Origin of the sequence: Methanocaldococcus bathoardescens (assembly GCF_000739065.1) — an archaeon.
GTDB classification, from domain to species: domain Archaea; phylum AGJL01; class Methanococci; order Methanococcales; family Methanocaldococcaceae; genus Methanocaldococcus; species Methanocaldococcus bathoardescens.
Map to the genome: position 1 here is coordinate 1,439,874 of NZ_CP009149.1, position 19,661 is coordinate 1,459,534.

14 protein-coding genes and 1 CRISPR repeat array (1 of these 15 only partly in view) are annotated in these 19,661 nt (G+C 28.5%); of the genes, 3 read left to right on the plus strand and 11 right to left on the minus strand.

Annotation, left to right across the window (positions count from 1 at the left end; translation table 11 throughout):
• Positions 1 to 709: direct repeats of the CRISPR family, unit length 30 nt; unit sequence GTTAAAATCAGACCGTTTCGGTATGGAAAC (it extends 452 nt beyond the left edge of the window).
• A gap of 100 nt (positions 710 to 809) precedes the next feature.
• Positions 810 to 2,477, minus strand: coding sequence for an ABC transporter ATP-binding protein (locus JH146_RS07600; protein ID WP_048202404.1), 1,668 nt, complete (start codon positions 2,475 to 2,477; stop codon positions 810 to 812).
• A 25-nt stretch (positions 2,478 to 2,502) separates the two neighbouring features.
• Entirely contained in the window at positions 2,503 to 5,778 is a 3,276-nt protein-coding gene (locus JH146_RS07605) for an AAA family ATPase (protein WP_048202405.1), read from the minus strand.
• Between the two features lie 99 nt (positions 5,779 to 5,877).
• On the opposite strand from JH146_RS07605, the gene JH146_RS07610 reads away from it, so the two are divergent.
• A complete protein-coding gene (locus tag JH146_RS07610; protein WP_048202406.1) occupies positions 5,878 to 6,492 on the plus strand; it encodes a molybdenum cofactor guanylyltransferase in 615 nt (204 codons plus the stop codon).
• Positions 6,482 to 7,165, plus strand: coding sequence for a hypothetical protein (locus JH146_RS07615; protein ID WP_048202407.1), 684 nt, complete (start codon positions 6,482 to 6,484; stop codon positions 7,163 to 7,165). Before JH146_RS07610 ends, JH146_RS07615 begins: the two co-directional genes overlap by 11 nt.
• On the opposite strand, the gene JH146_RS07620 is transcribed toward JH146_RS07615, so the two are convergent.
• The 9 genes from JH146_RS07620 to csx2 all read right to left on the minus strand — a co-directional run bounded on the left by JH146_RS07620 (position 7,154) and on the right by csx2 (position 18,553).
• Positions 7,154 to 8,530 (minus strand): PFL family protein, encoded by a 1,377-nt coding sequence (locus JH146_RS07620; protein WP_048202408.1) that lies wholly within the window; start codon positions 8,528 to 8,530, stop codon positions 7,154 to 7,156. The genes JH146_RS07615 and JH146_RS07620 overlap by 12 nt on opposite strands.
• A 119-nt stretch (positions 8,531 to 8,649) precedes the next feature.
• Entirely contained in the window at positions 8,650 to 10,029 is a 1,380-nt protein-coding gene (gene csx1, locus JH146_RS07625; RefSeq protein WP_048202409.1) for a CRISPR-associated CARF protein Csx1, read from the minus strand.
• The gene (csm5, locus tag JH146_RS07630) at positions 10,029 to 11,168 is read right to left on the minus strand and encodes a type III-A CRISPR-associated RAMP protein Csm5 (RefSeq protein ID WP_048202410.1); all 1,140 of its coding nucleotides are present in this window, start codon (positions 11,166 to 11,168) and stop codon (positions 10,029 to 10,031) included. The genes csx1 and csm5 overlap by 1 nt, the downstream gene beginning before the upstream one ends.
• Positions 11,169 to 11,170: 2 nt before the next feature.
• Positions 11,171 to 12,292, minus strand: coding sequence for a type III-A CRISPR-associated RAMP protein Csm4 (csm4, locus tag JH146_RS07635; RefSeq protein WP_052352084.1), 1,122 nt, complete (start codon positions 12,290 to 12,292; stop codon positions 11,171 to 11,173).
• Between the two features lie 57 nt (positions 12,293 to 12,349).
• A complete protein-coding gene (gene csm3, locus JH146_RS07640; RefSeq protein WP_048202411.1) occupies positions 12,350 to 13,102 on the minus strand; it encodes a type III-A CRISPR-associated RAMP protein Csm3 in 753 nt (250 codons plus the stop codon).
• A 30-nt stretch (positions 13,103 to 13,132) separates the two neighbouring features.
• Positions 13,133 to 13,555 carry a type III-A CRISPR-associated protein Csm2 gene (gene csm2, locus JH146_RS07645; RefSeq protein ID WP_048202412.1) on the minus strand — a complete coding sequence of 141 codons (423 nt, stop codon included), beginning with the start codon at positions 13,553 to 13,555 and terminating at the stop codon, positions 13,133 to 13,135.
• A 4-nt stretch (positions 13,556 to 13,559) separates the two neighbouring features.
• Positions 13,560 to 16,214 carry a type III-A CRISPR-associated protein Cas10/Csm1 gene (gene cas10, locus JH146_RS07650; RefSeq protein WP_048202413.1) on the minus strand — a complete coding sequence of 885 codons (2,655 nt, stop codon included), beginning with the start codon at positions 16,212 to 16,214 and terminating at the stop codon, positions 13,560 to 13,562.
• A 54-nt stretch (positions 16,215 to 16,268) separates the two neighbouring features.
• Entirely contained in the window at positions 16,269 to 16,640 is a 372-nt protein-coding gene (csx20, locus tag JH146_RS07655; protein ID WP_081874492.1) for a CRISPR-associated protein Csx20, read from the minus strand.
• 14 nt (positions 16,641 to 16,654) lie between these two features.
• Complete coding sequence (gene csx2, locus JH146_RS07660; RefSeq protein ID WP_048202415.1) at positions 16,655 to 18,553, minus strand: TIGR02221 family CRISPR-associated protein; 1,899 nt, start codon at positions 18,551 to 18,553, stop codon at positions 16,655 to 16,657.
• Between the two features lie 288 nt (positions 18,554 to 18,841).
• Here csx2 and truA point away from each other — a divergent pair, with 288 nt between their 5' ends.
• A complete protein-coding gene (gene truA, locus JH146_RS07665; RefSeq protein WP_048202416.1) occupies positions 18,842 to 19,621 on the plus strand; it encodes a tRNA pseudouridine(38-40) synthase TruA in 780 nt (259 codons plus the stop codon).
• Positions 19,622 to 19,661: the final 40 nt, after the last annotated feature.

Consider the following 19,661-nt stretch of genomic DNA (forward strand, 5'->3'; position numbering starts at 1 on the left):
ATATAAAAGGAGCTCCAAACCCTTCCCCTAATCTATGAAACCTTGTTAAAATCAGACCGTTTCGGTATGGAAACTTCTCAATGAATTCTTTTTCCATAAATTCTTTTAATTGTTAAAATCAGACCGTTTCGGTATGGAAACATCAAACATGTTCTTAACAATTTTCTTTGCTTTGTCTGTTAAAATCAGACCGTTTCGGTATGGAAACTCTATTGTTCCTCCAGTAATTATCTGGGGAAAGTCTGGGTATGGTTAAAATCAGACCGTTTCGGTATGGAAACACTTATTGGGTTAGGGAGAGCCCGTGACTTTCCAAAACCTAACGTTAAAATCAGACCGTTTCGGTATGGAAACTCTTCTTCTGCTACTTAGCCATGCCCTATATGCTCTCATACTTCTAAAGTGGTTAAAATCAGACCGTTTCGGTATGGAAACTTTTTATCTAAGAATTGACAAAACTTTTCATAAAGCTCGTTGTTAAAATCAGACCGTTTCGGTATGGAAACACTAATAACGTTGATACACTAAATTTAATAGTAGGAGTTAAAATCAGACCGTTTCGGTATGGAAACGCCAATAGAAGAGTGGAATTACATCGTTAGATTTATCAAAGTTAAAATCAGACCGTTTCGGTATGGAAACGAGAAAAGAGAATGTGTTTGATGTTAAAATAATATTCGTTAAAATCAGACCGTTACGGTATGGAAACATCTACTTGTTTTTTATCATTTTTGAAAAAAGCTTAGTATATCCTCAAAACTGAAATTCTTTTTTAGTATTATTATAAAAAAAGATAAAATATAATATATTTAATTTTTGCATCCTAATTCTTCCCTCATAAATCTCGCATTACTTCTCCTTATAAACTCTTCACAAACTTCATCTGGATTACCTTCCATAATTAATTTGTTCTCATCTAATAATATTGCCCTATCGCTAATCTCTTTAATAAACTCTACACAGTGTGAAACTAAAACTATTGTAGTTCCAAATCTTTCATTTATTATTTTTAGGTAGTTGGCAACATCTCTCAAAGTTATTGGGTCTAAATCACCAAACGGCTCATCCAAAAACAAAATTTTTGGCTTTGTTATCAACTGCAGTGCCATAGCTACTCTAACCTTTTGCCCTCCACTTAACTCAATAACTTTCTTCTTTAAAATGTCTTTTCCTAAATCTAAAGCCTCTAAAATCTCTTCTGGTTCAAAGGTTTCAACTACAGGTGGGAAGAGTTGATAAATTATATCTTCTGTCAATCCCATCTTTTGCAGTTTTGAAGTCCTTTCAGATTCTGGAACGTCTATTAATTGGTAAATGGCATCAACAATCTTTGGTGATAAGCCAAGTTCTTCTGCCTTTAACTTTGCGTGAGCAATAGCTTTCTCTCCTTTAAGCCCTAACCTATATTTTAATAGATTTTCAACTGTTTGATAATATGGCAAAGAGAATTCCTGATGCATAATTCCAATTCTTTTTCTAAGTTCTACTCTCTCCCATCCATAGTTGGTTATATCAACACCATCAACAATTATTTTTCCTTCATTTGGCAACTCTAAACCAGCCATTAATCTCATAATTACAGTTTTTCCAACCCCACTCGGTCCAATAATTGATAAAATCTCTCCCTCTTTAACATCAAATGAGACATTTCTTAAGTTTAATGTTTCCCCTCCTCTAACAACATAATATCTCTTAGCAACATTTCTAACCTTTATTATTGCATTGTCTTTTATATTTGGTGTTCTCTTATATGGTGGCTTCATCTCTTTTAAGAATTCATTTAAAACTTCTTCAACATCCCCATCCATCTTTACTTTTCCATTTTCTAATAAAATTAATCTATCACAAAGATATCTGTGAATTTCTGGTAAATGAGATGTGATTATTACAGTTATGCCTAATTTATCTCTAATGTTTTTAATAACATCCAATAACTTCTGCTTTGATGCTGGACATGCCATTGTTGCTGGCTCATCTAATAATAAAACTCCCTCTCCCTTTTCATAAATTTTGGCTATCTGCCTACCTAAAATTAATCTCTGCTTCTCCCCACCACTTAATATATTTGCAAAGGCATCTTTTTTATGCTCTAAACCAACTAATTTTAATATCTCTATTGCTGTTTTCTCATATTCTTCCCATTCTTCTTCCATTGGTAGCAACTCATCAGATTTGTTTCTTATTGCATAAAGCTTTCTTATTATGTTGTTTATAACTGGCTCTGCCCATAGTGCAAAGTTTCTTTGTAAATGTATAGCTGTTATCTCTTTAAAGTTATCCTTTCTACCTAAAATCTCAACTTCCCCTTCATCGTAATCTAAGCTTCCTCTTAAAATCCTTATTAGTGTAGATTTCCCAGCTCCACTCTTTCCTACAATTCCTAAAATCTCTCCTTTCTTTGCTTCAAATGAAACATTATCCAATGCTTTAAAATCTCCGTATTTTTTAGTTAAGTTTTTTACTTTAACGGTAATCATGATTATCACCGTCTTTAAATGTGTTTTAGATGTTTGTGCATTCTTTTATAAAGTTTTTAATGAATTGCTTCAATTTTGCTAATTTATCATTTTCATTTTTAATTATATTATCAATATACTCTTTTGGAACATTTTTTGCAATGAAATATGCAATTCCAGCTTTATCTCTTCTCTTTTTTGGTTTATATTCTTCTTCAATAAGTTCGTATTTTCCTTGAGAATTTTCTAAATATTTTTTAAAATCGTCTATTATGTTTTTTGGTATATTATCTATGCCCCATAATCCAATTTTATACTCTTTTCCATCATTTGACTTAATTCTAACTTTATATCTTTTCTTTACATTAGTATTATCGTCTATTTCAATACTAACACCATAATCTTCTTCAATAATTTCTTTTAATTTTTTTCCATTAATCTCTACATCTTTAAATTTATTTATTAAGAAATCAGTCCAATCATGTTCTTTGCATGCATATATGAACAATTTAGTTCTTAATAATTTATCAATTTCTTCATAATCTTCTGAATTACTTAAATTATTAAGAATCTCATCTATTTCTGAAATCCAAAATGGTTTTATCTCTTTATATACTTTTAAGACATTTCCATTGTAGTTTAATGTTAATTTTCCGTTATTATTTTTAAATACTGTATCTCCATCACAAACTACAGCACAGGGTATTCTTAGAGAATCCATCAATTTAATGTATTTCTCAAACCCCGTTTTACTCCCAACATTTAAGATTTCTATATTGTAATCATCTAAAGCACAATCTAATTTTTTAAGTAATATCGGAATACTCAAATATTCAGAATCTCCTTCTGCTAAAATAACTCCATTAGCAAATAATGAACGGATTAAACCATCATTTTGCAGAAATTCTTCTTCTATTTCATTTTCTAAAGTCTCTATGTTTTCTAATTCTAACATTTTGTTATTAACGTAATTAATAATGTAATTAAAATAACATATGGACAGATGATATTCAGTACTCACTTCAGAAATATATAACAAGCATTTTAAGAAATAATTTATATATTCATTCACTTCAAAGGAAATTTTTTCCATATTATAAAATTTTCTCATAAGATTGCCTATAGAAAGCCCATTTTTTTCCAAATTATTTTTAACTTTAAAATTTAATGGCTCATACATTTCTTTTATTTTCTTAATTTTTAAAAGTTGTAATGCCAGAATTTTAAGTTCATTACTTTTTAATTTATGTAATTCATTTAAAATTTTTGATTGCCCATTAGACATCTGTTGTATTTCTTTACGTAATACTTCTCTTAATAATTCAGTGTAAATATTTACTACTTTTGTTTTGCCATTTTTATCTTTATAGAATCTAAATGTATTGGGCAATAATTCGCTATTTACAAAATAAGGAGAGTGTGTAATTATTATGACTTGGTTCTTTTCTAAACGTTTTTTAATATTTTCTAAAAGTTTCTTTGTTTCTTTATTATTTTCTTCTAAACTAAACCCTCCTTTTAAAACATTTAATAATTTTTTCTGATATTTTGGATGCAAATGTAGTGCTGGCTCATCTAATAATATAACCTTTTCCTCTGCACCGATAACAACTGCTAAGATATTCAAAACTTCAAAAATTCCAGAACCAACGTTTTCTATTGGGAAGATTTTAATATCCATTTCGATGTCTTCATCTTTATCTTTTTTATTTTCATTTCTTATTTCTTTAAACATTATTCTAATTTCTGGGAATTTATTTTCATTTATAAAGATGTCTAAGTCATAAATGTTTTCTTGCTTAAATATTAGTTTTAATGTTTCTTTTATTTCATAAAATCTTTTCCAGTGGTAATTTTTTAAATAGAACAAATATTTTGCTAAATCTTTGCCATTACCAACGTATTCTGAAATTGTTGAAATATTTTTAACTTCGAAGGATACTTCATAATTTTCAGTATATTCAATATTGTGAGTTAATCCTTCAATCTTCTCTAAATATTCTTCAATTTTAGGTATGCTAATTTCCTTATCATCTTTTAATTTATCGGAGTTATTGCCATATAAACTAAAAATTTCTCTATAGTATTTATCTTTAGGTTCTTCTTTAACTTTATGTTTTAGTTTAGAGTCTCCACGAATTTCATATTTTTTAGATACATTATATTCAACATAATCGGGAATTTCAAACTGTTTTTCGGGATAAGGTACTGTATCCATTAAGGAAATTATCCCATTATAATAAACTGAGATAATGACATCATATAATGAAATATCATCAGATTTTGGTTTTTTGACATAATTTTTGAGTTCATGAGCAATTCCAATTAAACTTTTATTTCTAATGTTATCAAGTTTAATTTCTGGATTTTCATAACTTCCTAAAGTATCATCTTTTTCCCACCAATCTTCAAAGATAAAATCTAAACTTTCTGTTGGATAAGAACCCCAGTGATCATCGTATAACAAATATTCTCTAATATTATTTTTGCTTCCAATAAGTTCTAAATTTATAAATCCAAAAATATGTTTATGTAATTTGATTAGATACTCTTTTGAAAGTTTATTTTTAGAAATTTCAAGATTTTTTATAATGCCTTTAATGATTTCAACAATACCTTTATATTTATGTCTTAACTCTTCTTCAATTTTCTTAATTTCATCAATTTTCTTTGAAATTTTTTCATCTATTATGCTAAACTCTTCTGTTTCTCCATAATATATAGGAAAATACAAACTTCGACTTTTTACATTATATTTCCATACCAGTTTGCCTTTAGATAAAGATTTTAGTAGATATAAAGAGACTACCAATTGATTTAATAACAATCTATAACGTTCTAATCGGCTATACAACAGATCATACCCTATTAAAGAAGATTTAACACTTTTTATATGATTTAATAACTCTAATATCTTATCTAACAATTTAGATAAATCCTCATTGCTATTTACGTCTAATTTATACTCAAAGTCTAATCCAAAATGACATCTTAAAAAATCCTCTATTAATTTTTTCTCTTTTTCAGTTAATTCAAAATCTACAATAATATAGCTATCTACGTCTGGATTATTCTGGTAAAACTGAATATTCTTTAAGACAGTAGAATGAATCTTATCAAGTTCAATTACCATTTCATCATGTTTCTTAGATTCCTCAATAACTTCTCTTAAAAATTTCAAAACCCTAAATAAATTTGTCTTTCCAGCATTATTTGGCCCCACAATAACGGCAATATTGCCTTCATTAAATTCAATCTTAAACTTATCCTCATTATAACCATAGGAAAATAGGTTCTCAATTTCAATAGCCTTAATCTTCATAAATACCCCCACAATACTACTGATGTAACTAATTCTTATTATCATTAATTATAAATAATTTTAATACCTTATAAGCCTACGAGAGTTTTAAGCTTTAAGGTGGTAACCATCATTGCTGGCATAATTTTATCTGGTGGTAAGGGGGAAAGAATTGGTGGAAAGAAACCATTTAGGGTTTTTAATGGTAAATACCTCATAAACTATCCATCAGATGTTTTAAAAAGTTTAAAAATACCTTATGTTACTGTCTTTGCAAAAAATTCTATTGATTTAGAGATGGAAAGGAAATATTTAATTAAATATAAATGCTTAATATCCTTTGATTTGATTGAAGGTAAAGGTCCTTTAATGGGCATCTTATGTGGTATGAGAGCTTTAAATGCTAAGTGGTTTATTGTTTTGCCTTGTGATTGCCCTTATGTAACCAAAGAAGCTTTAGAAAAGTTGATAGCCAATATTGAGATAGCTGAAAAAAACAACAATCTATGTATAATTCCAAAACATGAAAATGGGTATATAGAGCCACTATTTGCTTTATATAAGAGAGATTCTCTACATATTTTAAATAAAATTATTATGGAAGATAAAAACTTATCGATTAGGTATTTTATTTCCCATCTAAACCCCTTATATATAAAAGCTGAAGAATTGGATGAAAGTAAGAGAATTTTTAAAAATATAAATACGATAGAGGAGTTGAAAAATGTTGAGTAATTTAAAGCTAAAAAATGAGAGGGAATTTAAAATTAAAATAGATGATTATGTTTTGAGAGGATTTATTTATACAGATGATGAAGATAATATTTATAAACTCTTTAATATGGCTTTATCAAAGATAAGATATAGAAAGGCAGTCTTTAACAACTTTAATCTACCAAAAATTAGAGAAAGATATAGAAATAGAGAAATAACTGAGAAGATTAAAGAAAATGATAACTACTTTTTAGAACTCATTGATAGGATAATGAAAGATTTTGGTTACTTTTGTTATTTAAGCTCAGGTACTTTATTTGAGCTTTGGGTTTATTATACAGTAATAGAGTTTTTTAAAGAGCATAAGGAAAATGCTAAAATTGTTAGAAACTTAGATGTTAGCTATAAAGGAAATAGTTTTACAGAAATAGATTTATTTGTTGAAATTAACAATAAAAGAGTTATATTTGAATGTAAAAATAGATACATTAGCTCAAATGCCATTTTAAAACTCTACGGAATTATGAAAATTTTAAATGTGGATTATGGAATTTTAGCTTCAACAAAAGAATTTACAGGGAATTTAAAAAAGGAAGATATCTTTAAAGAATACAACATTTATATACTTGATAAACTGATTGAAAAAGAGAAAAATAAGATTTTTAAAGAGTTAAGAGAAGTGTTAATTAGTTAATGCCTGTAATGGGGCTGGAATTCTTCCTCCTCTTTTAATAAACTTTTCAGATGAGTATTTACTAACTTCCATAATTGGGGCTCTTCCCAACAAACCCCCATAATCAACATACTCTCCAGCTTTTTTACCTGGGACTGGAATGATTCTTACAGCAGTTGTCTTGTTGTTTATAACTCCAATAGCCATTTCATCAGCTATTATTGCTGATATGGTTGATGCAGGTGTATCTCCTGGAATGGCAACCATATCTATACCTACAGAACAAACACAAGTCATTGCCTCTAATTTTTCTAAACTTAATGCTCCAGCTTCAACAGCCTCAACCATTCCGCTATCTTCACTAACTGGGATAAAAGCTCCACTCAATCCCCCAACATAAGATGTAGCCATTGCTCCTCCTTTTTTAACAGCATCGTTTAATAAAGCCAATGCAGCAGTTGAGCCATGTGTTCCACACTTCTCTAAACCCATAGCCTCTAAGATATTTGCTATACTATCTCCTCTTGCAGGAGTTGGGGCTAAGGATAAATCTACGACTCCAAATTTAACTCCCAACTCCTTAGAAACCTCTCTTCCAATTAACTCCCCAACTCTTGTAATTTTAAAAGCTACCTTTTTAATTTCATTTGCTAAAGTTCCAAAATCAGCGTCTGGCAGTTTTTCAATAACTGCCCTAACAACACCCGGCCCTGAAACACCAACATTTATAACTTTATCTCCCTCACCAACTCCATGAAACGCCCCAGCCATGAATGGGTTGTCTTCAGGTGCATTAGCAAAAACCACCAATTTAGCACATCCAATAGCTTTTTCTGTTCTAAATGCTGTTTCTTTAATAATCTCTCCCATTCTTTTAACCGCATCCATATTAATTCCTGTCTTTGTTGAAGCTACATTTACTGATGAACAAACTCTCTCTGTCTTTTCCATCATAAATGGGATAGAATCAATTAAAGCCATATCTTCTTTTGTTGCATCTTTATGAACCAATGCAGAGTAACCTCCTAAAAAATCTACCTTAACTTTCTTAGCAGCTTTATCTAAAACCTCCCCAACTTCAATACATGCTTTTATTTTCTCCTCTTTATCTAAATCTTTTATAGCTCCACCAATGACTAATGATATTGGTGTTACTGCAATTCTCTTATTTACTATTGGAATTCCATACTTTTCTGACACTCTATTAGCAACATCAACCAAATTTTCAGCTGAAGTAGTTATTTTATTGTATATATTCTCTTTTAATTCATCTAAATCTTTTGAAACACAGTCCCTTAAGCTTATTCCTAAGGTAACTGTTCTTAAATCTAAGTTTTCCATCTTAATCATTTTAATGGTTTCAATAATTTCTTCTGGTCTGAACATGATTATCACTTTCAAATATTTTAGTCATATTTAAAATTGTTATTTTGTATTTAAACTTAGTTATATCCATCTAATTAAAAGTTTCCAAGTAAAATAGATTTATTTAGTAAAGGAGATTTTTATTTATTTAGCAATATTTCCTCGATTTTCTCTAAGATATTTATTTCCTCTATTTTTCCATTTTTGTTCTTATATTTAAATATAAACCTTTTAATTCCATTTTTCTCTTCTATATGCTCTTTATTATATCTAAGAGAAGTTTTTTCATTGAGTTCAATTTTTCCATTTTTATTTTCTGCGGAAATATAAATTTCAGTCACACTTTTTTCAAATCCAGCGTGTGCTAAAAAGTTTCTTATATTGAATTTATCAACATCTTCTCTTCTAAATTTATATACTGGAATCCAATTTTCTACTATTTCACTAAGCTCATTTGTTTTATACTTGGTATTGACTATGTTATAAATGGATGCAATTTCGTTCTTTATAAATTGAGCATTAGGATTTTCTTTAAACAATGTATTTTTCAATTCTTCAATTTCTTTTAAAGACAGTTCGTTTTTTATTAGTTCTGGAATTTTACAAACTTTTGAGGTAAAGTATGCTTTAACTAACGCATTAAATCCATCTTCGAATTTTAGATACCTTTTTAATTCTTTATTTTCAGCATCTACCTTAATATTTGAAATAAATAAATTGATTATTTCCTTTATTTTATCATTAATCTTTTCTTCATCAACAAAAAATGTAGAATAAACTAACGGTAAGGCATAAACTAAAGATGCTAAAAATGCATTTATATTTTGTTTCATTAACTTTAACTCTCTTATCTTTTTATTTTGATTGATTTCCCTCATTATTTTGCCAATATGTTTTTTATCAATAAATTTAGTAGTATTTAAAAAGTTTGTAGTTACGCCATCAAAGCTTAGAGATGGAACAATAATTTTATCCTCTACAATATGAATATTTAATGTTTCTTTTTCTCTTCCAACATAAGGGTCTGAGTTATAAACAACTAATCTAACCTTGTTTTTAATAGATTGAATCTCTAAGAGGTCTTTAACTACCTTGTATGTTAAGACAGGCATGTAATTTAAACCATGTGTTAAGTCCAAATGAACCTCTAAATCTCCATCAAATCTTTTAGACAATTCATAAAGAGCAAAAGAATAATAATCAACTAAATTTCCATAAAATTTCCCATTTGGAAATGTTCCAACACCCGGACATACAATTATTTCGTAGTTATCAATGTTTAAATTTTCTTTTATAAAACTTTCTGTCTTTTCTTTAACTTCTTTTACAATATCTTCATAATTTTCTGACCCTAAATGAGATAAAGTATCTAAAACCAATATATAAATTTTATCTGGTTTAATTTTTTCACAAATTGCAGATATTGAACTTTTTGACTCTTTTTCAACTCCATCAAATGAGTATATAACTTCTTTCCAAGTTACAAAATTTCCCCATGGAGCAATTAATATTTTTTGCATTATTCCACCAACTCCATCTTAATCCATCCCATTGGGAGTTTAGGTATAAATCTTCTGTCCTGTTTTGAGTATATTGCATAAACTGTTTTTGTTGTAGGGAAATCTAAATAGCTGTTTGCTCTTAACCATGCATTTTTTAAGTTTTTATTTCCCCCACTTAAGGCGACAAATAAACTCTTTATTTTTTTGAAATGAATGAGGTTTTCATCGTTTTTCCATAACAATGGATATATTGTTTTATTCAAAAAGCCCCCTCCAAATCCTAAGTTTAAATAGATAGCTCCATCTTTATTTATATCAGATAATAACTTTTCATAAATTCTTTCAATGTAATATGAATTATTTTTCTTTAATTCAAACTCAACAACTGTTTTTGAAAAATTATTGCAGAGATTTTTTAATATGTTAAACATCTCTCCTTCATCTTTTGGATTGTAATTAGTTTTTAGTTTTTTGTTTATATTTTTAAAAAATCCATCCTCAATTTTTATATTTATTGAAAATGTTCCTTTTATCATCCCTTCCATATTTATTGGTATATTCAGTTTCCTTTTTCTATAATTCCATCTTCTTGTGTGTATAAATTTAAACTCCCCTTTCAAATTTAAGCTATCAGAGATTTTTAAATATTTAAAGAAATCTTCTGGGATGTTTTTTGATATGGCATTTTTTTCCAGTTCTTTTCCTTTTTCATGCAATTTTATATCTCTATTATCCAATATTTTTAACAGTTCAGAAAGGTTTTTATCATAGTAGTTAAAGAGATAAGCAGTTCTTATTGCTCCTTTTATAGAACTTCCCGGAATATAATATTTGTTATTTTGAGATATAAATTTTTTAACTCTTGTCTTACTATCACTCTTTATTTCACATTTTATTTTTCTAATTACATAATCATAAGGATTTAAACCAACACTCTTTAAAATGTCCTTTGCGTTGAGGTTTAATCTATTGTTTGTAGTGTTGGAGATAATTAATCTGCTAATCTCATTTACTTTTTCTAAATCATCCAAATCAGCGATTGCTTTTTCTAAATCAATTATATGAGCAAATCCATCTTCTATAAAATAATCTAATTGGCTATATTCTTCACCACAACCAATAAAAATTGGAGTTATCAACTCACATTTAACCTCCATAATTATCCCTCAAAAGGTATTAATATTGGCTTTCCATGAGCATAAACTTTATGATTCAGTTTATCAGGAGTTGTTGGAGATAAATCTTCAACCCATCCAATAAAGTTATTTTTTACAATTGAACCCTCAGTTAAAGCTAAAATATTTCGTTTTGGTTTTGTTAGATATTCTAATGAATATATGTAGCCCCCAATTTCAATTAATTTGTAATATTCAATATTTTTTATATCCTCTTTGTTAGGAATTCCAACGCCTAAAAGCATTTTATACTCTAAATTGTTATATTTTGAGTCATCCTTTAATATTTCAGCAAAATCTTTGGGTAAATCAACAATCTCAACTTTTTCAAAGAATCCTGCTCCTATACTTCTCTTTCCTCCTAAACCCTCATCCTCTATTAATTTTATTGATGCTTCCAATCTTTTGATAAATTTTTTATCCTCATCACTCAACTCTTTTTCATCTTTTACTTTTTTTCCATCTTTTGTAATATTATAATCAATTAAGAAATAGAACTCAACATTTTCATTTAATTTCATGAATTCGACGTTGTATAATTGCCCCCTATCATCTTTTTCTAATGTAATATCTTTCAACCTATCCATTGCTATTTTCTGCTCTATCTGCCTTGATATTAAACTAATTTTTGCATTTTTAAGTTTATTTACTTTTATATTGAAGATTTTCTTTATTTTTTTAATTTCCTTTTTGGAAATAACAATTTTCTTATTTATTGTTCGATAATCAATGATATGCTTTATACCCTCCTCCCACTTTAATTCACCATCCAATAACTCTCTATATGCTTTTATTGAGAAAAATTGGATTTTTTTAATGTCTTTTGGTTTAATTCCTGAATTTTCTTTTAATTTATAAAATTTTGGATGCTCTGGTTTTGGGATTAGATAAATGTCATCTATTTTATACAATAGAGATGACAACCTAATGTTTTTTATTTTTTCTATATCCCTTTCTAAGTTTTCTTTTCCATATAGTTTGACATAATTATTTACTATTGCAGAGAATAAACTATTTGAATGGAAGATTTGGCTATTTCTTTCTAAACTCCCTTCCCCAAAATGAAATTTGCTGTTTATTTTTGGTTTTAATACTACCATCTTCATAATTCTCACCAAAAGTCAAAAAATACTTAAAAAACAATAATAGACAAAAGATAAAAATTACTGGTTGAAATTAATTGCTTTCCAAACATTTTCTAATTCAGATATTATTTTAGAATCATCCAATCCATCAATAATGTTTGATTCTTTTTTCTTCTCTGCATTTCCTTCATAGTATTCCTTTGGCTTACAAATAAGCTTTAAATTCTTAAATTTTATCTTTCCATATCCTCTACTTCCAGAACCACCTAAATAATCATCTTCTAATAACTTCATCCCTTCAATGAATTTTTTGATTAAGTTAATATCACTTTCTTTGTAAATGTTGAATACAACTTCAAATTTGAATTCACTTCCAGCTACAACTCTTTCAATAAATCTTGGATGTTGGGCAGTTCCTTTTATCCTATCTATAATATTTTCAGGTTTTATTTCTAAGTAATCATGAGGTTTCTTTTCATCTTTTAGCTGTAAATATGCATCTCTAACCATAATCCTAACTGGCTCTTTAATATTTTGAGAGTCGTGAGGTCCAAATAACAAGCAAATTTCACAATCTATATTTCCACAATTACACGGTAGATATCCTCCTTTATCTTTCACATATTTTCCATCTTTTTTTTCTAACAAAGCCCTAATTTTTCCTTTTAAAGAACTTCCCGGAATTAATATATTTCCAAATGCATCTCTAATAACAGGGTTATCAGTTCCTCCAATTTTTAATGTCTCTTTTGTCCCCCCAATATGCATCCCAGTTTTTAATTCAATAACTCCTTCTAAGATAACTTTTCCTTTTAGAGTTAAGTTTTCCATAATTTATCCCCCCAAAGTTTTATTATATTGTTATTCCGCATGGATTTTATGATAAGCAACTAATGCTTCAAAGAATGTCTTGAAATTTTTAAATTTGTCTTTATCATTATTTATTTCGTCTATTATTTTACTAAATGTCCCTGTTAATATTCCCAGAGCTACTTTTTTCTTATTTTTTTCTTCTCCAGTTCTTCTATCAATTTTGCTTGGTTCTTTACCAAAATTATAAGCTAATTTTGGTTTTAATAAAACGAGTTCTTTATACCAATCCCCAGTTTCGTCAATTCTTAAAACATAGTCGTAAAAGTCCCTCATTTTTGATGATGGTATCTCTTTCAATTTTTTAGCTAAATCCTCAGCAATCTCAATAACTTCATTTGCATTTTCGCTGTTGATATTTAATATTGTGTCAATTTCTTCATCTGTTAAGATGCATTTCCCAATATTGCTCATAATATCACCTATTTCTTTTTTTCAATTCAACAATTTTAGAAGAAACTTTTAAATCATTGAAATTTAGCTTAATTTTTGAAGAAAACAGTTTCTTAACCTTTTCTTTAACATAATCCTCTAAGAACTCAACGTATTCTCTTTCATCATCTTTGTAATTTCTATGTAAGTAATAAATTACTCTCCAATAGTATGGGAGGTTTATAATTATCTCACCCTCTTTTTTAATTACATTCTCCAACCTCCCTCCAGTTATTTGAGCTATATGTAAGATTCTTTTCTTTTTAGTTCCTTCAATAGCTTCTTCAAATTTTTTCTCTAATTTATCCTCGTTAAATTCTTTTACCAACTCCTTTAATTTTAAAATCTCCTCATTAACCTCACCAAAGTCAATATATCCGTTGTTCATATATGTCATTAACTTATTCCAAAAGTCCTCATTATATTTAATTTCAAAATCCCAATTCATTGAGCAACTAAAGACGGTTAAAGCATTTTTATCTATCTTTTTCTCATTTTCTTCATCCTCATATATTGTATAGTTTTTACCACTCTCCAATTCCTCCTCAGCCATATTTACTGCCTTTTTAAACTCAAACTTTGGATTAACAAAAACTATTCCAGCACTTACTGTTATGTATGGATTGTAGCAAACAAATCTTTTAAAGTCATCTCTAATTCTCTTAGCCAACTCCCAAATAGCATCCCATGCTCCAACAATTAAAGTATCATCCCCTCCTGCATATACTAAATAAATGTTGTCCTTAAACCTGTATTTTTTCCCATTAACTTCAAACTCCTCATTTTTAATCAAATGAGGAATGTAGCCAGTGAAGAAGAGCGTTAGCATAGAACTTAATGTGCTCATTCTTGATATTGTTGCAAAGCTCCCCAAACCATTGGTAAATATCTCCCCTAAGTTATCAACATCCATCTTTAATATTCCGATTTTTCTTGTTCCAGTCCTTTCTTCAGCTTTTTCTGCCAGTTCATCAAAGTCTAATATTCTCTTTTCATTTTCATCTTCATTTATAGGAAATGCAATTCCCCAGATTTTATATGGTATTATTAGCTCTCCAGATTCTTCATGTGGAAGATTATACCTTTCTAAGAAATAATTTTCATCAGAAAAAACACTAAATTTTTCTTCTAATTCCTTTATTGCAGGATTGGTTAAGAAACTAAACTTTTCGTCTATGGATGGGATAGGATATATATCATTAAACTTAATTTCATTATTTATTTGGAAATGCTTTAATATATCAGTTAAAGCTACAAATGAAGCACAGTATTTACAAATTTTGTTTGTTTTATCGATAAAATACTCATCTTCAACAATGTCGATTTCCTTCCTACAAATTACACACCTATCTTCACTCCCCCTATTATATGGCTCAAATAACTCCTCTAATTTAAATTTAAATCTTTTAAGTTTCTTTTCCACTGTCTTTTCAGAGACCTCTTTCCATTTTTTAGTAAAACTGTCTTTTTCTTTCTTTTTAAAGCTATTAGGGGAAATATCAACCTTTGCAATTGTAATATATATCTTAGTTCTAAACATTTCAAACAATTTTTCGTTAATCTCCCTCTCTACCTCTTCCACAAAATTATCATCAACTTTATAGCTCAAAATGTAGAAATGTCCTCCTCCATAGAACAAAATATTTGTAATTGGGAGATTTAATCTTTTACATATATATTTTGCAAAGTATTCGGTTAAAAAGTCCAAATAAAAGCTTCTTCCTTTCAATGACTTTGTTGCATATTTTGTTGTTATTGTAAATACAAAGTCCTGAATTCCAGACAAATCTCCATGAATTAATGAGAATATTGGTTTCTTCCACTCATCTTCTTTATTGTTTAGGAGTTTTTTCAATGCCTCATCATCAATTTGCTCCTTAGCATGTTCATTTTTAATATACATATGGTATAGACAGCAGGCAATTGCACATGTTGTTTTTGAGTGGTCAAATAGTGAAACATCTGGTAGGCCACCTTTTAAACTCCCAGATTTTTTCCATATAGTTACAGAAGGGACACACCAGGTATATTTTTGTATTAGTTGGTAGAGTTCTTCAAATGAGACATTTTCTTTGAACTCATCAATTTTATCCTCAAATTCATTAAATAAATCCTCATATTTTTCGTTTGGATAACGTTTGTCTGTAAATATTGCATCAGACACATTTAGTGGTTTTAGAGAATATTTAAATCCCATATCATAAATTTTGTTTAAAATCTTTTCTTTCTCTTCTTCGCTAATCTCTCCCATCTTAACTTTATCATCTAAGTTCTTAACCACATAAACAGTCTCAAATATTGAAAGTAATTTTTGTTCTTTAGTTATTAAAATCTCATCAAAATCTCCTTTTGGTTCTTTTCTTTCCCCACTACTTAACCAGTCAGCCAATCTAACAATCCCAACCAAATCGGTTTTTATACTGCTGTTATGGTGTTCTTTAACAATTTCCAATATTTTATTTTTTGTCTTTTTATCTAAGTCACTTAAAAATCCTTCTTCAAACTTCCTTTTTAAAAATTCATAACTAAATTCTTCATGTTTTTTAGATTTTGGCTTATCACTGGATCTTTGAACAAATTTTCCAATGTCATGCAGTAATGCTCCTATTTTCAAAGCTTCATACTCCTTATTATTACTCATTAACATCCCCTTGTAGTTTATATTATTAAACTAATTTATTAAGTGTAATTTTATTTAATACTTTCTAAATCTACAATGTTCGAATTCTCTAATGGTAATTATTTTCCTACCTTCATTTATATCCTTTACTATTCGTTTTGTAGTTGAGTAAATTGGGATTAGGTTGTTATCAATAGCCCACTTAACCATAATAAAGGTAGCCCCAAAATCCCCCTGAATTAAAACATAATCATTAGGTTTTGCATTTTCTTTCAAAAAGTCTTTTATTGGTTTTAAATAATCACTAAGATTTTCAAGTTCTGGAGAGATGTTAGACCATAATTCTTGAAGTTCTTTAGGTAAGTAAATAAATTCATCTACTTTCAAATTTTTCCTTGCGTCTTCAATCTGCTTATCTGTGAGCTTATGGGAGAATAATAAAAACATTATTAGACATAATCTCACCAGTTATTACTATAATATCTCTTATATTCTATTTTTATTATATTTAGAGGAATTTCTTCAACGATTTTTAATAAATCTTTATTTAGCTCTTCTATTATATTTTTTGAAGCACTTAAAACGTCATCTGAAACTTGATTGAACCTATTTGAATATATTTTAAAGTAATTTTTGTTTATTTCTTGCAATATGAGATTTTTTGAACATAGTTTTCTATTTAGTAGAATCCATCTGAATATGTCAGCATTTTCTCTATTTTCAATTCCATATAACTTTGAAAGTTTAAATTTTGCATAATGTGAAACTGCATTTTGTAGTGCTAAACCATCTAACAATTCCTCATCCTTTACATTCTTTAACAAATTAAAAGATTCTTCCAATTCTTCAATATTGTTTATTCTTTTATGGAAAATATCAATGATTTCTTTTAATTTTTCACTATTGCATTTATTATTCCTATTTAGAAGATATTTACTGATGAAATTCCAATATATTTCATTATTTTCAAAATTATACGCTTTAATAATCTTATTAATTATTTGAATATTCAATATATCTTTTAGCAATTTAATGAGTTTTTCACTATTTTCAGGATTATTTTTGATTTCAGATTTCAATTCTTCAATAATTTCATCAAAATTTGGTAATTCTATGTTTCTCAACAGATTTGTAACCATTTTTAAATCTTCTTTAGGATTGAATTCACTACCTTTTTTGCTAACATCTGCATGGGCTATCTTATTTCTAATATCCCTTAACTTTTGATGAATATCTTTAATATTTTTGTAAGAAGAATCTTTTAAGCAATAAATCATTCCTTTCATAACTTCTCTGTTTTTGTAAATAGGAGGGAGGTTGTAAAACTCACATAATCTCCAAAATATTGAATCCGTTAAGCAGAGATATCCAGAGCTGTATTTCTTATTATCAAAATTCCATTTTGCCATTGATATCAGAAACTCGAAATCGGATTTTGAATCACTAAATTTATTAACGAATTTATGAAGCTCTGAAATAAAGTATTTTAAAAATCTTCCATTATCTGGACAACCGTTTAATAGAGATTTCAATTCTTCTATTTCTTCTCTCAATTCTTTTAGGTAATTTGCATCAATATACTTAGAGATTTTCTGAAGTTTTTCAGAAATTTCTTTATTTTCTTTCTCTAAAAGTTTTGAAATTAAATAACCGTTTCCATAGGTTGTAAATTCATACATCCCTTTAATCCACTCCGATATTTCAAATATTGGGCTCAAATCAACTACGGGAGCATATCCCAATTCTCCAATTACGGTATCCACCATTCCATAATAAATGCCTTTGAGTTTTACATTCTTAAAGTATTTTATAAATTCTAACATAATATACATGAAAAGGGGGATAGACCTAAATGAGTGGGTGATGTCTAAATAAATTTCATCTCCATTATTAATTTCTTCAATTATTCCCATAAAGATGTCAAAATTCTCCCAAATCTCATCTTTATTAATCCCATACTTGATAATTTTGCATTTTGAACCGCCTGTGGCATTAGGATTAATCTTTTTCAAATACTTGTCAATAACTTCCTCAACCTTCTTTAATTCTTCCTCAGATAGTTCATGGTTTTTACAATTTGACTTATCTATTTTCTCTTTAATCTTAATTTTGTAGTCTTCATCAAACTCATCAACTTCTTTGGCATAGTATTCATACAACTCCTCCCACATTGATTTAGAAGTCCCAACAACGATAACTTTATCAACCTTTAATTTTTTAGTTAAAACAGAGATAATAAATGGGCTACTAATAGGTTCTTTATCTCCTTCAAATTTATAATTTGCCTGCCTATACTCTCTTTTTGGGGAATTTTTGTCTATAACTCCAACACCTAATGGAGCTATTAGCACCTTTGCCATCGCTCCCACCTAATCATCTAAAAGTAAGTAGAACCTTAAACATAGCAATAAAGTAATATATAAACTTTTTGTTACTTTATAAAAATAAACTAAGGTAAAAATGGTGATAATTTATGTATATCCTAAAAGTAGCCTATGATGGAAGATATTCCTTCCAACGAAACTTTTAGTAAAAGTTTCATCAAAACGGATGCATCACCTCGCTTCGCTCGGTGATTAGATGAAATCCTTCGGATTTCATTACTCGCCTTCGCTTCGCTCGGCGATGCCTCTTAGAGAGGTGGGATTATGCACATATTAAAAATCGCATATGATGGAAGATACTCTTTCCAACAACAACCACATAAAGAGACAGTTTGTGATATTTTGTTAGATACCTTAGAAGAAATTGGGATTTTAGCTAAAAAGAAGATAATTTACAGTGGAGGGAGAACAGATAAAGGAGTCTCTGCCTTAGGAAACTTTATTGTTGTAGAGCTAAAAAAAGAACCAATACTCTCATACATAAATGCAAAGTTAAAAGATAAAGGCATCTGGGTTTTAGGATATAAAGAAATTGATGAGATCCCAAAAGTAAAATACAGACATTATAGGTATATACTTCCAAATATCAACTATAACACAGAGGCAATAAAAGAAGGAGCAAAAAAGATGATTGGAACTCATTCCTTCCACAATCTATCAAAAAGAGATAGGTCAAAAGAAAAAAGTCCAATAAGAACAATTTATGATATAAAAATATCTGAGAATGATTTTTATTTGACAATAGATATTATTGGAGAGAGTTTCTTATGGAATATGGTTAGAAAAATAGTTGGAGCTTTAGATTTAGTAGGAAGAGGAAAAAAGCCAGTTGAATGGATTGATAAATTGTTAGATGAAAATTATAGAGAAGGAGTTCCTACATTTCCACCGGATGGATTGATATTGGTTGAGGCAAAGGTTGATATTGATTATATATATGATAGCTACTCAATAAGAAAATTTAGAGAGTATTGGGAAGAGTTCTTTAAATTGCATGTTATGAAATTGGGTATTGCCAAAACAGTTTTAGATTATACAAAATAGATATATAATTTAACTTTAAGTGTACCCCGGGGGAGCAAAG

Bases quoted from the DNA above. Each gene is read 5' to 3' on its own strand.
- JH146_RS07600 (WP_048202404.1), bottom strand. From the start codon at position 2,477: ATGATTACCGTTAAAGTAAAAAACTTAACTAAAAAATACGGAGATTTT.
- JH146_RS07605 (WP_048202405.1), bottom strand. From the start codon at position 5,778: ATGAAGATTAAGGCTATTGAAATTGAGAACCTATTTTCCTATGGTTAT.
- JH146_RS07615 (WP_048202407.1), top strand. From the start codon at position 6,482: ATGTTGAGTAATTTAAAGCTAAAAAATGAGAGGGAATTTAAAATTAAA.
- JH146_RS07620 (WP_048202408.1), bottom strand. From the start codon at position 8,530: ATGTTCAGACCAGAAGAAATTATTGAAACCATTAAAATGATTAAGATG.
- csx1 (WP_048202409.1), bottom strand. From the start codon at position 10,029: ATGCAAAAAATATTAATTGCTCCATGGGGAAATTTTGTAACTTGGAAA.
- csm5 (WP_048202410.1), bottom strand. From the start codon at position 11,168: ATGGAGGTTAAATGTGAGTTGATAACTCCAATTTTTATTGGTTGTGGT.
- csm4 (WP_052352084.1), bottom strand. From the start codon at position 12,292: ATGAAGATGGTAGTATTAAAACCAAAAATAAACAGCAAATTTCATTTT.
- csm3 (WP_048202411.1), bottom strand. From the start codon at position 13,102: ATGGAAAACTTAACTCTAAAAGGAAAAGTTATCTTAGAAGGAGTTATT.
- csm2 (WP_048202412.1), bottom strand. From the start codon at position 13,555: ATGAGCAATATTGGGAAATGCATCTTAACAGATGAAGAAATTGACACA.
- cas10 (WP_048202413.1), bottom strand. From the start codon at position 16,214: ATGAGTAATAATAAGGAGTATGAAGCTTTGAAAATAGGAGCATTACTG.
- csx20 (WP_081874492.1), bottom strand. From the start codon at position 16,640: ATGTTTTTATTATTCTCCCATAAGCTCACAGATAAGCAGATTGAAGAC.
- csx2 (WP_048202415.1), bottom strand. From the start codon at position 18,553: ATGGCAAAGGTGCTAATAGCTCCATTAGGTGTTGGAGTTATAGACAAA.
- truA (WP_048202416.1), top strand. From the start codon at position 18,842: ATGCACATATTAAAAATCGCATATGATGGAAGATACTCTTTCCAACAA.